At 45.9% G+C, this 15,012-nt stretch carries 8 protein-coding genes; 5 read left to right on the forward strand and 3 right to left on the reverse strand.

The features are described 5' to 3' along the window. A partial coding sequence (locus PHP87_RS04865; protein WP_299919088.1) for a methyl-accepting chemotaxis protein occupies nt 1–1,592 on the reverse strand: 1,592 nt, incomplete at its 3' end. A 477-nt stretch (nt 1,593–2,069) separates the two neighbouring features. Here PHP87_RS04865 and PHP87_RS04870 point away from each other — a divergent pair. The 5 genes from PHP87_RS04870 to PHP87_RS04890 all read left to right on the forward strand — a co-directional run bounded on the left by PHP87_RS04870 (nt 2,070) and on the right by PHP87_RS04890 (nt 9,963). Beyond that, complete coding sequence (locus tag PHP87_RS04870; RefSeq protein WP_299919090.1) at nt 2,070–2,555, forward strand: hypothetical protein; 486 nt, start codon at nt 2,070–2,072, stop codon at nt 2,553–2,555. A 32-nt stretch (nt 2,556–2,587) separates the two neighbouring features. Then, complete coding sequence (locus PHP87_RS04875; protein WP_299919092.1) at nt 2,588–6,097, forward strand: 6-pyruvoyl-tetrahydropterin synthase-related protein; 3,510 nt, start codon at nt 2,588–2,590, stop codon at nt 6,095–6,097. Between the two features lie 161 nt (nt 6,098–6,258). Further along, on the forward strand, nt 6,259–7,461 hold the full coding sequence (locus PHP87_RS04880; RefSeq protein ID WP_299919094.1) for a hypothetical protein: 1,203 nt from the start codon (nt 6,259–6,261) through the stop codon (nt 7,459–7,461). Continuing rightward, a complete protein-coding gene (locus PHP87_RS04885; protein WP_299919095.1) occupies nt 7,454–8,812 on the forward strand; it encodes a TIGR03111 family XrtG-associated glycosyltransferase in 1,359 nt (452 codons plus the stop codon). Before PHP87_RS04880 ends, PHP87_RS04885 begins: the two co-directional genes overlap by 8 nt. Continuing rightward, on the forward strand, nt 8,809–9,963 hold the full coding sequence (locus PHP87_RS04890; RefSeq protein WP_299919098.1) for a glycosyltransferase family 2 protein: 1,155 nt from the start codon (nt 8,809–8,811) through the stop codon (nt 9,961–9,963). The genes PHP87_RS04885 and PHP87_RS04890 overlap by 4 nt, the downstream gene beginning before the upstream one ends. On the opposite strand, the gene PHP87_RS04895 is transcribed toward PHP87_RS04890, so the two are convergent. Both PHP87_RS04895 and PHP87_RS04900 read right to left on the reverse strand, forming a co-directional pair. Then, nucleotides 9,944–12,595 (reverse strand): 6-pyruvoyl-tetrahydropterin synthase-related protein, encoded by a 2,652-nt coding sequence (locus tag PHP87_RS04895; protein WP_299919100.1) that lies wholly within the window; start codon nt 12,593–12,595, stop codon nt 9,944–9,946. The genes PHP87_RS04890 and PHP87_RS04895 overlap by 20 nt on opposite strands. 611 nt (nt 12,596–13,206) lie before the next feature. Beyond that, nucleotides 13,207–14,556 (reverse strand): phosphomannomutase/phosphoglucomutase, encoded by a 1,350-nt coding sequence (locus tag PHP87_RS04900; protein WP_299919102.1) that lies wholly within the window; start codon nt 14,554–14,556, stop codon nt 13,207–13,209. Nucleotides 14,557–15,012: the final 456 nt, after the last annotated feature.

Below are 15,012 nucleotides of genomic sequence, written 5' to 3' on the forward strand. Positions count from 1 at the left end.
GAGGCTGAGTTTTCTGCCAGTTTTCTTACTTCTTCCGCTACCACGGCAAAGCCCTTGCCCTGTTCCCCGGCTCGGGCCGCTTCTATGGCAGCATTGAGGGCCAGAAGATTGGTCTGGCTGGCAATGCCGGAAATATTTTCCGCCAATTCAGAAATCTGTTCCACCACCCGGGCTTCTTCAATAGCTGCAGTAAGTTTTTCTTTTATAGTTCCATAAACATCTTCTGCGGTCTTTTTATGCTCCTGGGCTCCGGCCTGCATTTGCGCCGCTCTCTTTTCAATCCCTTGGGATTGAAGAACGCCTTGCTCGGCATCCTTGCTAGCCAGCAATAAGGCAGAAGATATTCCTTCGCCGGAGGCGCTTACTTCATCAGTTGCCGCAGATATATTGGTCATACCCGCCGCGATCTCTTCCGTGGAAGCGGATAATTCCTCTACAGTTGAAGCTATATTTTCACCAGAAGCGGCCAGCTCTTGACTGGAAGCGGCTACTTCCTGGGAGTTAAGGGCTACTTCGTGCATCATATTTCTCAAGCCTTGAACCATATTATCCAGGCTCCTGGCCAGGTGACCTATCTCATCCTGGCGAGCCAGGGCTACAGCGGTGATTTCTACGCTCAAGTCTCCGTCAGCAATCATGGCCGCATGCCCGGCAGCATTTTTAATCGGTTGGGCCAGGGTTCTACCCAGGTAAGCAGCCAGAGCAATGCCTACGAGAAGAAAAACAAGAGCAGCGACCAGTACCCCCACAGTCATGCTTTTCAGGCCAGCCAGCACTTCATCCTGGGGTGCGGTTACCGCAATTGACCATCCAGTGTTTTTTACCGGGGCATAGCCCATAAACTTGTTGGTACCGTCAGTCCACAGGTATTCTCCGTAACCACACTCAGCTTTCAACATATTCTTTACAATTGCAGCCAGGGGAGCGAGTTTAGGATCCTTCTTTGCTTCTGCGATCGGATCATATTGTTCTATGACCATTTCCTCTTTAGGATGGGCTATGACCTGGCCTTGCTGGTTGAGCATATAGGCATAACCGCTATCACTAAAATTTACCCCGGCTACTATTTGGCTCAAGGTCAAACCATCCAGTGCCGCCGCCAGAACTCCGATAACTTCTCCTTCGATTCCGTGAATGGGAATAACCATCATAATAATGGTACTGCCGTCAATTCTACTGACAATAGGATCGGAAACACTGGATTGGCCTTTAAGGGCCTGATCAAAATAATCCCGATCCTTTAAGTTGGTGGTCGAACCCGCAGTTGTGAGCACCTGTCCATCCAATCCGGCAACCCCCATCATCAAATATCCCAGTCTTTTGTTGGCCTGTTCCAGAATGGGGCCTTGCTCTTCCCATTTCATACCGGTAATTTCCGGCTGTTCCGCAATAGTCTCCATCACCGATAAATGATTGTCTAGCTCGCTGCCTACCAGCCTGGTGGCATCCTGGGCTTTGGCTACCACACTTTGTTCAATATTGGCCATTAAGGCTTTGGAGGCATAAAAATAAGAAATAAAGCCTAAACCAGCGCAAAAAAACAGCACCACCATACTAATATACAGCGTTAATCTGGAACCAATGCTTTTCATAAATGACCCCTCCCCCCGATATTTTAATAAAGCTCAGAATGTCGGATGACTGAACAAGCCCTTAAGCAAAAATGTTTGGTGGATTAGATTGGATGCGCTTGATATGACTGGTGAATGGCTTGAGTAGTTCTAATAAAAACTATTATATAAAGAATATTTCTATACCTTGAATGGACTTTCCTGCATATTATTGCACAATATGTAGAAATTCGATCCCAATTTGTGAAGTGAATAAGAAAACATATTGGAGTGGTGTCATAATTATTTAAAAATCACTTTAAATGGTACTCCTTCCATGCTAATATGTATATACTAACTTAAGTCATGGTTTTATATAGTAAGATAGTCACGGTTCAAGCTTCTTATCTGCTTTTTTTGACATCACCACTGATTTTGTTGGGAATAATAGTGAACTTCATCGTGCACATAGCTATAATAGAGCTATGGAGGAGTTGGAGCAGGGGGAGGAAAGGTAAAATGAAGTTTTCAAAAACCTTATTGGGCTTTAAGCCTGGCGAAGTAATAAGCCAGATAGAAAGCATGGAGAACGAACACCAGCAAAAAATTAATACACTTAATTCGGAAATAGAAAAAGTTCAGACAGAATTGCAAAAGGCTGAGGAAAAGCGAGAAGAGTTGCAAAAGCAATTGAATACTTATATAGAAAGAGAAAGAACTATCACCGATGTAATGGTAACCGCCCAGATTAATGCTCAAAGAATTGAGGAACAAGCCCGAGAACGAGCCCGCCATATGCTGGAAAATACTGAGGAGGAATTGAAGCAAAAATTACAAGAGCTTGATTTCCTGCGTATCAAGGCAGCACGTTTTAAAGAGGAGTTTCGGGAAGTTTTGGACAATTACCGGGTTTCACTGGAGAAAATCAGGGAGGAGCCGGAGGACCCAAGTTTTACCCCTACCCTCATCACCAAGGAAAACAGGAGGCATGATGTGTCTTCCTGAAGCGAGATGGCAGACACCTTGGATATTAAATAATGGATAAGACTAAGCGAGATCTGGCACTCTTTGATAGTCTGAAGCTACAGAGGGATAGCTTGCTGCAAAAAACCCAGGCTGTTCATCTCAGTATAGAGAATTTGGAACAGGAGATCGCCCGTAAAGTACTGCGGCAAGAATCTCTGGAGCGCTCCCTGGAAGAGAGCCAAAGAATTGCTGCGGGAATCGAAGAAGAGGCCCATTTGTTGGCGGCGAAAATCCTGGCGGAAGCGGAAGCCGTAGCAGCGGTAAAAAGAGAAGAGCTGCAGTCAATTGAACAGGAGATTGCTCTTCTGCAGGCCGAACTGGAACCGAGAACTATCGGGGAGTTTGTTCCGGAATTGGCGGAGGAAGAGGACGATAAGAGCCATCCCAATACAGCAAAAAACTCTCCCAATTGCATTCCTTGTCCAGAACAACATAATTCTAAAAACCTTCCTGAGTTTAGCCGAGTTGCAGCAACTAGAGCAGTCGGGGATGACAACATTTATAGCATGAAGCTGGTGGGATTCGTTAATGCTCGCCATTTCGTAATTTTCGGCGGCACGACCGGCCCGGTTCATGCGCATTCCTGGCAGGTGGAGACCGAGGTGGATGTCCCCCGGGAGATTGGGGACACTATAGAATTCAGCCGGGTTTCCCAGGCGGTTTCTGCTGCCCTGGGGCCCTATGAAAATACCATATTAAACCAGGTTCATCCCTTTGATCTAATACAACCTACTACTGAAAATATAGCCATGTATTTTTTTAACCGGGTGGATGAATATTTGGCCAAACTGGGCTTGAGACTATACCAGTTGAATCTTTGGGAAACCCCCACCCGGGGTATTCAGGTTAATAATCATAACCAGGAGCTGGATGGGCAAATTGCGTCCGAGCTTAAAGCCCGGGAGGAAAACATCGCTGCTCAGGAGGCGGCAGCCATAGCTGATCCTGATTTTACCGATTTGGATCAGCGTGATAAAGAGGCTGCCAACAATAGGAAATCATTATCCAAGCCCCCTCCTATTTTTGCAGGTTCCCTTAGAGCCCCTTATTCCGTCCGGCAGTATCTGCTGGCTGCGGCTTTGATTTTGTTCCTTTCTCTCCTGGCTTACCAGCATATACTCTGGCCGCCGGTGGAACAGCGTTTTCCCTGGGGTTCTGATAGCTGGGGACATCTTTTTAAAGCTGAAATGCTCTATGAACAGATACAGCAGGGGAACTACTACCCTCAATTTACCGAATACTGGTACAATGGGGTGCAGCCTTTTCGTTACTGGGCGCCTTTGCCCTATTATGCCCTAGCTGCATTAAGGGGCATAAGCGGGGATATTTTTACCGCCGGCAACCTCTACATATATCTTTGCGCGCTACTGGGGGCTCTCTCCTGGCTCCTGCTGTCGCGCAGGATGGGGTTGTGGCCGGCAGTTATGGCTGCTTTGGTCTGGCTGCTCTGGCAGGACAATGTGCGGGTAGCATTCTCCGAAGGCAATTTGCCGCGGGTACTGGCTACCGCCTTGCTGCCTCTGCTCTTTGCCCTTTTTTTGCATATTATGACCCGGCGGAAATCCTATGGGGCCATGATAGCCGTTATTTTAACTGTACAATTAGCATTGCTTTGCCATGCCATGATTGCGGCCGTTTATTGTATATCTTTGGCCCTTTTTGCTTTTTTTCTCTGGGTTTTTCAGGGCTGCAGCATCAAGGACCTGGCCCGAGGGCTCCTGGTTCTTGCTGCCGGAGTGCTAAGCTCATCCTGGTGGCTTTTGCCTAGCCTGAGTGGGGGTATCACCGGCATTGATGCTCAGGCGGTCAAACAGGTGGTGCAGTTTGTCCCGGCCCATATTTCTCTTTCTCCCCTGTACCGTTTCAGCAATGTGGAGACATTCTACTGGGGCCTAAGCCTGGTACTGCTTCTTCTGGCCAGCCTTGTCACCTGGAAATCAAAGCCCGCCTGGGCACGGAGCCTGGCGGTCTGCGGCATTATCCTGCTTCTTATTAGCTTCCCTTTATTCCGGGCTATATACATAACTCTTCCGCTGAGCCATCTGCTCTGGCCTTTGCGTTTCAGCAGCTTTGCTGCCCTAGCTATTCTGGCTTCTGGCTTTACTTGGGAACTGGAAGAAAAACGACAGCGATGGCTGCAGTCATCCACTACCGCAGCTTGCTTGCTGGTACTTCTTTTGGTATTCCTGCTGGTAGACTGCCTGTTTTCTTTCCGCCTCTTGGCCCATACCGGAACCAGGCCTTTTACAATAATACAGAGCGGAGAATTCATCAAACAAGAACCGGGATGGAGGGTGGCCACCATTGACCTTAGCCAGCTGGGTTCGGCCCCTTCCTTTACCTTTTCTGAGATGGCGGGGCTGGAGCAGGTCTTTGGCTGGGCCTGGCAGGGTGCGGTTACTTCGCGCAATATAATGTTGCTTAATACCGGCTTGGAGCAACAGTACTACCCGTTCTTATTTCGCTCCTGTGTAGATATGGGGGCCACCGATCTGGTGGTTAAGGAAGATGTTATTACCGACCTGGAGGGCTTTCGCGAGGCTGCCACCAGGGCCGGCTACCAGCAACGCAACCAGTTCGCTGATATAAGCGTCTGGAGGAACATTGACCGGCCCTACCTGGTGCAAAAAAATCCCCGCTGCCTGGTAATCGGCAAATATGGAGGAACCATTGCCCTCCAGTTTCCCGAGGTGGAGATGGCCTTGTCTTCCCACATAGATGATTGCTCCCTGGAGAAGCTGGAGCAATATTCCATGCTGATTCTAAGCGGCGCTGACTGGCATTCTAAAAAACAAGCCGAAAAGCTGATTAGCGATTATGCAGTCTCCGGCGGTCAGGTTTTTATAGAAATGGCTGGGATGCCCCCCAATGTACTGGCCAAACAACCGGAATTTCTAGGGGTTTATGGTGAAGCTGTGAGTATCCGGCAGGAGATTGAAGTCCGGGGAGAGGATACCCGGGTGATTTTGCCCCCGCTTTGGCAGCAAGAAGGAGAGTGGAAGGCCTATGTTCCTATGGGTCTGGATAAGGTGGAATTGGGATTTTCCTACTATGGCAACCAGGCCCCGATACTGGGTTATAAAATGCTTAAAGGCGAGAAGATATGGTTTCTGGGAGCCAACTTGAGCTATCATGCGTATCAGAGCGGGCAGTCGGAAAGTGCCCGGCTGCTTAAAAAGATTTTGGATTTAAAGACAGAATATGCGGGAGATACCATCATACCCTTACAGGATTACGAAGCCAGTGAAAAGGGTTATCGCATGTCATACCAGCTGGAGCAGGATGCCGAGGTGATTGTTCCTATTTCGCTGTTGGATGGTTTAGTAGTAAAGCTGGATGGGAGAAGGATGGAGGCCGGCAACTATGAGAATCTGCTCAAATTGCATCTGCCGGCGGGAAGCCACCGCCTGGAAATTAGCATCGAAAAAACGATGATATTTACCTGGGGAAAATACCTGAGCCTGTTCACTATTCTTCTAGTTATAGCTGCTTTAATAAGAAAAGTGAGGAGTGAGGAGTGAGGAGTGAGGGGTGAGGAGTGTGTCAAAAGGGTGAGGAGTGTGTCAAAAGAACCGTCCCCTTGACACACTAACTATACAAGCGCCTGCTAACTTACTTTTATAGGTGGTTGTGATCCTGGCCATAGGGGGTTAGTTTGGCATAGAAGAGTGGGTGATAAAGAGTGAATTCCCGGCTAAAGCTCCTTTCAGGTCTTATTTTGATGTTGCTGCTGATATGGCTTTTTCCTCCGGGCAGCTGGCTGGTGCCGGATTTACAGTTGGATGGGCAATTTGCCGATTGGCGCGGGCGAACTTCTCTCTCCGATCCTGCTGCTGATGGACGCAGCGGAAATGACTTGAAGAAGATATCCTGGGCCACCAATGAGAACGATGGGCGCTTGTACTTTATGATTGAGCGCTATCTACCGGAACCCCGCAGCCATAGAATGGAGTGCTGCCTTTTTTTTGATCTCAACAGTAATGGAAAATATGATGATAAGGTAGACAAATATGCCGAGATTTTCTACCGCCCCCAGGGTTTGCAAAGAGGAGATGTGAGCGTATACCTGTATTCCATGGAGGGTGATCTCAAAGGAAAATATGCCGGCCGCTGGGGTGAAGGAACCGGCTCCACTACTTCCCGCCTGGAGTTTGCTATCCCTATGGAGGATCTGGAGGCCTACCCCGCTCAGTTCCTGCGATTTTACCTGGCGGATATCAGCGGGCGGAGTGACCGTCTTCCCGATCAAGGTGATATACAATGGGCCCCTTTCCCCGTAGTATCAAAAAGTCGCCCCACTATTGCCGGGTTTTTCCTGTTATGGCTGGCCCTTACCCTCTTTCTTTATCATCACCGGCTCTGGGTATTTTATTATATTTGGGCGGCGGTGGGCTTTTGTTGTTTGCTGGTTTTGCTTTTTCATGCTTCTCTGGTGGAGTATCGCCTGGAACAGTATACCAGTCTCATTTTGCATCATACCCTGGATTATCTGGGTATTGTAACCCATATATTTGACCGTTCTCCCGGAACTCTGCTGGTTCTTATAAAAATTGATTCCAGTTGGACCACCATAGCCATAGATATTGAGAATTCCGGGCTGCTGGAAATCTGTATTATTTTTTCATTGATTATCTTTTATCCAGTTCAGCCCTGGCGTAAAAGAATTCCAGTGGCTCTGGGGGGAGCTCTGGGAATTTACCTGATAAATCTCTTTCGGCTTTTGCTGGTAATTATTATAATACATAGCGGGGGCCGGAGTATGAGCTTTATTGCTCATACTCTGTTTGGCCGCCTGTTTTTCTTCCTGCTGGCGGTGGCTCTTTACTGGCAATTGATTACCCGTCCGTCTTTGGAAAAGATACGGAGGAATGTAAAAAATGATTGAAATATGGCTGGAGAGAATATTAGCGTTTGGGCTGTTCTGGGGTATATGGCTGATGGTGCCCCTGCTGGTAGATGTATCTACGGCCATGGTCTATTTCATCAGTTTTCTAAGCAGCAGGAAGCGGAAAGACGAGAAAAAGGAAGAACTCTTTTTCTTCCCTTATGTAACCGTGATAATTCCAGTCCATAATTCGGCAGATACCCTGGGCCATTGTTTGGACTCCATAGCCAGGCAAACTTATCCCCGGGAATCCATCCAAGTCATCTGTGTAAATAACGGCAGTGAAGACGAGAGTTTTGATATTTTCCAGCGTTTTCAATACCGGCACCCGGAAATGTCAGTTATGTGGAGTTCGCTGGAACGGGCGGGAAAATCCATTGCGCTTAACGCCGGTGTGTATTCCGGTCATGGCAGCTACATGATGAATGTGGACTCGGATACCTGGCTGGACCCTGAGGCGATACTCAATGTGGTCAGGGTCTTTGAAAAGGATCCCAGCCTGGCGGCAGCTACCGGTTCAATCCGGGTGGATAAAAAGCTGGGCGAGGGCAGCAGCTTTATAGATATGATAAACTACTGCGAAGTTATTGAATATATCATAGCCTTTGATATTGGCCGCCGTTACCAGGATATCAAGAATTCGATCTTCACCCTTTCCGGCGCTTTTTCCGTATTCCGCCGGGATATAATTCTCCAGACTTTTCTATACCAGACCCGAACTGTTTCCGAAGATACCGACCTTACCTTCAATATACGCCAGGCTATTGAAGCTAGCCAGGGGCGGATTGGTTTTATTTCTGATGCTATAGCCTATGTAGAACCGATTGAGAATTTGAGTCGCCTCTATTCCCAGCGTCTCCGCTGGCAGCGGGGGGAGATGGAAGTTACCGGGGTATATTATGAGAAAATTCCCAGTATTTTTGGGGCTTTGTTCGATTTTGTGGGGAGGATTCTAATTTCGGATCACACCCTGACTTTTTCACGCCTGGCCTGGACTTTTTTGCTTCCCTTCTTATTCTTCCTGGGGTACCCCCTGCCTACAATTGTGGTGGCGATGATAGGGATGTATATCTGCTACATTATCCTGGAGAGTTGTACTTTCTATATTGCTTATAAGGGTTCAGTCCCGGAATACCAGAAGGAATTGCGAGAAATTTGGTGGATTATTCTATTTATGCCTTTATATCGTTACCTGGTTTACTGGTTTCGCCTGGCGGGGATCATTGCCGCCTTGACGGAAGAAAAGAGCTGGAAAACTCAGAACCCGGTACTGCAACTACAGTCAATACTCCAGGCCTATGCCGGAGAGCTTAAAGAAGAAATTAGCAAGAGAAGGCAGGTGAATTCGTGAAAACATGCAGATTAAGTATAATAATCCCAACTTATAATGAGAGGGATAATGTACTCAGAATTGCTGAACATATTGGTAGTACATTAAAAAGCAGCTATGAAATAGTATTCGTTGATGACAGTAATGATGATACTCCGGAGATACTTCAACATTTGAGCAAATCGGACCCACATGTAAGGTTTGAACACCGGCATAATGAAAGAGGTCTTGGAACCGCTGTTGTTAGAGGATTTGAAATCGCTAGTGGTGATGTTATCGCAGTTATGGATGCGGACCTGCAGCATCCCCCGGAAGTGCTTCTATCCATGCTCAAGGCTATTGAATCAGGGGCGGATATCGTCATTCCCAGCCGTTTTATTCCTGGAGGAAATGATGGAGGTTTAAAGCTGCATCGAAAAATAGTATCTGCAACCGCGAGATATATTGGCAAAGCTTTGATTAAAAAGCTGCGCCCCATTAGTGACTCAACCAGTGGGTTTTTTATGTTTCGTAAAGATGTAATAAAAGAAGCTGAATTACAACCTATAGGGTGGAAAATCCTGATTGAGGTACTGGCTCGCGGAAAATATACCAGGGTTATTGAAATTCCCTATCAATTTCAAGCGCGTGCGGCTGGTGAATCAAAAATGTCTGTTCAGGAGCAATGGAACTATATTCGGCACCTAATGAGTTTGGTTAAGGATAGCCCTGAAGACAGGCGGTTTTTCTATTTTTCTTTGGTTGGACTATCAGGTGTATTTGTCAATATGTCAATTTACTTTTTTTTAACCATGCTCAATTTAGAGGTTAGAATTGCCGGATTTTGTTCTGCTTTTGTAGCCATGCTGGTAAACTTTGTTCTAAATGATAAGATTACCTGGGCCAATGTAAAAACGAATTCTGTATGGAGTAGGGGAAGCAAGTACATTATTACTTCCCTGATAGGAATAGGAATAAATGTGGGGGTTTTGGATTTTTTTTATTACCAATTGCAATTTAATCACCTGCTATCAAACTTAATCGGGATTTCTTGTGCGGTTTTTTGGAATTATACCATTAACAATCTATGGACCTGGTCTACCGCCAAGCATAATAAAACTATTATTATTGAAAGATGGACAATGCGTGAAAGTCTTGTGGAGAAAACGGGGTCTAAATGTCAATACTTTTAATCTCCCGTTCTATTTTGGCCATAATTTTCTCATACAATTGATTGAAATATTCCCAGCGTATAAATAATAATGCTGCTATCAAGAGGCTGAAAATGGATAATCCGATGCCTAACCACCCCACCCAGGTCATTCCATAATGAAAAACCACTGAGTGTTGCCCGGCAGGGAGGTCTAACAGTATAAGGTTTTCCTGGTTTTGAACAAGCAGGGGTTGGCCATCAATTAATGCCTTCCAGCGGGGGGTATAAGTTACAGATATAACAACCCTGGTTGGCTGGGTAGAGTTGTATGAAAAATCAAAGCCATCATGTCTCCAGTGATCATTATTTATAGGAAAAGAAAGCGGTATAATACTCTTATTAGGTTTACCCAACTCCATAAGTTGCATGAGCAATGAGTATATTTCCTTGCTATCACATGACTCTTCTAACAACCCGCGAGTCCATTTTACAGATGAATCAAGATGCATTCCCAGGCACATTCCCACAAAATAGACTTTATTTCCCTTTATATTTTTGTAGCCTATAGCTGGTATGTGTTTGCTAGAGTCAACTACTTCCATCCATACTCCATCCAGGTTTCCCATAGCAGGAAATTCACCGATGGGGTCTGTTTGAAGGAAAAAACTAGTCTTAATAGGGCTGATTTCAGTAGATATTAGCCGGGCGTTTTCTGCTATGTTTTCCCAATAGGGAATAATACCAAAAAGTGGCCACACTTCCGTATGGCCCATTTCTACAATTACGATTTTACCAGTTTCCGCCAGTTGTGACACCAGATCTTGAAAAAAGTTAAAATCCTTAATCTGAGGCTCGCTTAAATATATAAGTCGAAATTTCTTTAAATCCTCCATGGAATAGTCTTCTAAATAACTGGAAGTGCCTTGAACCAACCAGGGGAAGCTTACTACCAATCCGGGCGAACCCTTACCAATAACAATGGCATTTCGTTCATCCCTTATGAAATATGATGAAGAGGAGGGATTAACAAATAGTGTTTTAATATTATCCGCAGTATATTCTTTAAAACCATAGCATAGAAGGCTTTTTTTAATCGTACGGAAATCATTCTGTACAATAGCTGAACGCACATTCCACTGCATTAGGTTCTTTGTTACATAATCACCACAATCTGCTTCAACCGCAATATTATGTAAGCGTATTGCTCTATTGTGGGGGGTACCCTCAATATTCCAGCCACTGGTAATGTGAAAACCTTTAAGCATAGGGAAGTATGTAGTATCCGGCCCACATATCAAAAGCCAGGCAATACGGCCGTTATTAAAGTTCTTGTTATTGGAAGACAGCAAGTTAATCACCGCTTGGGTATCGGTGAAAGATCCATAGGAGATATTAGCCTGTTTAGGATTTATATCAATTGCAATTATGACAATAATGATAGTGAGTACCAATAACCTGAGTATCCTGTAAAGCCCGGATTGCATTTTTGACCACAGTTCCCATAAGAATACTGTACAAAGTATAGCAGCTAGAATCGCAGCAAAACTTAATACTCTTCCGGGAAGGATATTTTGATAAGAAGGAATCAGTCTAAATAGGGATATATGGTAGCCAAAAGACAAAACGATGGTTACTATTAGTGCAAAAATGAAAGATATAATTAGCCCATTGGTATCAATGCGGAAACTAGTGTTGTCCGAATATAGAACCGCTTGTGTACAGTTCTTTTTTATAAAAAAGACAGAGCCAAGGGATAGTAGTAAAATAATAGGACTGAAATAATGAAAAGAGTTCGAGCCGGGATAAAACCAGTCAAAATAAGCGGTGTAATGGAGCATATTTTCAGGCAGCATATAAGGTAGTGATGGGTTTTCTAGATGGGTAACTCCTGGGACCCACCAAAAGGCTGCCAAAGCGGCTCCCAGGCCAATAGATACCGACCAGATCAAAATGGTTTTAAATTTAATCCTGCGTAGCACAACCAGCATTAATACCAACATTCCCATAGCTAAACAGGTAATAAAAGCATGCATAGCATGGGAAAGGATAAGACATGTACTAAGCAAAACAATTAGGATTGCTCTGGAGGGACTTCTTTTTTCAATAAAGAGAAGAGTGGCTACCAGCAACCATGGCGATAAGGCAAAGATGGGTCCTTGAGCAATTACGCCTTCTGAGGCCATCGACCTGAGTATAAAAGGTTGCAGAACATAAAGTATTCCCGCTGCTATCCCTATTAAGGAACCCCAATATCGATAACATATATACCATACCCCCATAGCACCTACCAGTAAATAGAAAAATACCGCAAATTTAAAGGTAATCATTATATTGCCAAATAACATTTGCACTGGAGCAAGAAGGAAATAAGAAAGAGGCGGGTAATACTGAACCACTGAGGCCCCGTTGTACCAGTAGGGAAACCAAGAAGGCCACTGGAGATTTTTCAGGCACTTTGCAATATAATCGACTTTAGCCAGGTGTCCCAAGCCATCAACAGTAACTGGATAATAGCTATTGGGTGCCGTCATTAATGGCCAGAGAGCAAAGACCAGGACTACCGAAATCGACAGAACAGCAATTATGCCCTGGGTATTAAGTTTCGATCCGAAACCCCATCCATTTTGTAATTCATCGTCATCAATGATTCTTTGCGTTTGCTTATGAGCCATAAGAACTATCTATGCTCCTCGAGTTAAATTCTTTGTTTTTTATAACATCGGGCAAAGCCTTGATATCCTGGGAACGGTTATGGGGACATACTAAAATAGTATCTCCGTCTACCGCTACACATCCTCTAGTCCAAAAAGAACCAGTATCATTGTTATCAATTCCTCCACCCTGCGGGTACTCCTGGTGCTCCACCCTGCGGGTGTCACTATTAAGGTTGCTGACCAGGACGGGAGATTAGTGCGGTACCTCTTGAGCCGCGAGACAAGCTGCAGGTGTTGCCAATGCGAAGCGCCCTGTCGGGCACAACTGATGCTCCCTTCGGTCGCTATTAAGGACGCTGGAGCGGTATATTTATGCAAGCCAATGAATATTAATAACTTTTTGCAGTAGAATCAGCTCTTATATATTTTAAATCACCTAAACAGAAAAATCCGCAATTTAAGCATCAGAAGAAACTGCGTAAGCAGTTTCAACACAGCGCTACAACGAGGCGGGGGATTAGAACCCGCCGCCTGTTTTGTTAATAGGAGCGCTTAAAGAAGCACCCTGCGGGCACCACTGATGTTCGCTTCGCTCACTATTAAGGATGCGGGGGATATATTTTGCCGCGTTATACTTCCAGGAAGGTAAATAACTCTGCTTTAATTCTCTCCAGCTCTTCCGGGGTTCCGGCTTCGCAGCGCACTATAAGCTCCGGCCCGGTATTGGAGGCCCGAACCAGACCCCAGCCACCGGGGAAGAGGATTCTGGCTCCATCTATGTCTATGACCTCATGGTGATTCCTGAAATGCGAGAGTACCCGTTCGACTACTTTGAACTTTTCGCTATCGCTGCTCTTCACTCGGAGTTCAGGGGTGGCATAGTAGCGGGGTACATCAGCCAAGAGTTCACTCAAGCTCTGCTCACTGTTTGATAAGATACGCAAGAGCCGGGCGGCAGCATAAAGAGCATCATCATAGCCATAGTATTCATCCGCAAAAAACATATGACCGGACATCTCGCCGGTAAATACCGCTCCTATCTCCTTCATCTTGGCCTTAATAAGGGAATGACCGGTTTTATATATTAAAGGCTTGCCCCCCAGACGATTTATCTCATCGATCAAGGACTGGGAGCATTTGACCTCTACTATGCAATCAGTTCCTGGATAACTGGGCAGTATTTCCCGCCAGTAAAGGATCATTAACATATCTCCCCAGATAATATTGCCCTCAGTATCCACTACCCCCAGGCGATCACCGTCTCCGTCAAAACCTATGCCCAGGTCGGCCCCTTCTGCTTTAACCACCTGAATTAAATCTTGGCAGTTTTCAACTTTTACCGGGTCCGGGTGGTGGTTAGGAAAGCTGGGGTCAGAGTCACAGTAGAGCTCGATTACTTCACAGCCCAGTTCCCTTAACAAACGGGGAGCAATAAAACTGGCGGTGCCGTTGCCGCAGTCCACCACCACTTTGAGCTGGCGTTCTCCCAGCTTTATCCTTTTCATAATATCCTGCCGGTAAGCCGGGCTGATATCATAAAAGCTCAAATTCCCTTTACTTGCACTGCTCGTGTAATCTCCGGCTTCAGCCAGACGCGCTATTTTTAAAATATCCTCTCCGTATATGGTGGAGCTGCCCAATAGCAGTTTAAAACCATTATCATCGCCTGGATTGTGGCTGGCGGTTATCATTATCCCCGCGTCAATATCCAGGTGACGGGAAGCAAAATAAAACATAGGAGTAATTACCTCTCCTATGTCCACAACGTCCAGGCCGGCTGGCAAGAGCGTTTCGACCACCAGTTCTCTAAAACGAGGCGAAGAAAAGCGGTTATCGCGACCCACGATTATCTTATTCCGGCCCTGTTCCTGCACATATCTTCCAAAAGCCCCGGCTATGGCCCTCACTGCAGCCTCATCTAAATCTGTACCCACCCTGCCTCTGATATCATACATACGAAAAATAGACCTGTTAATCAAACTTATCCCTCCATTTATAGACTATTCTCATTCACTTCTTATTAAAAGATATCCCGCAAACTATGGGAGGGTTTTTGCCCCTGCCCATTAACGGACCGGACTTTAAGCAGCGGAAGAAATTGCGGAGCAGTTTCAACACAGCGCTGCAACGAGGCGGGGGATTAGAACCCGCCGCCTGTTTAATAAGAAAAGTGAGGAGTAAGGGGTGAGGGGTTTAAGTCATCTCCTACTACACTTTAGTATTCAAGCACTTACTAACCTCACTCTTCATCAGTGGTTGTGGCCCTCACCCTGCGGGTGTCACTATTAAGGTTGCACCCTTCGGGTACTCCTGGTGTTCCATCCTTCGGATGTCACTATTAAGGTTGCGGTCACGGGGATTAGTTAATAGGTACTTTGGCCGCTTAGCACCCTGCGGGCACCACTGATGTTCGCTTCGCTCACTATTAAGGATGC

The organism is Syntrophomonas sp. (genome assembly GCF_028707975.1).
In the GTDB taxonomy this organism is placed as follows: Bacteria; Bacillota; Syntrophomonadia; order Syntrophomonadales; family Syntrophomonadaceae; genus Syntrophomonas.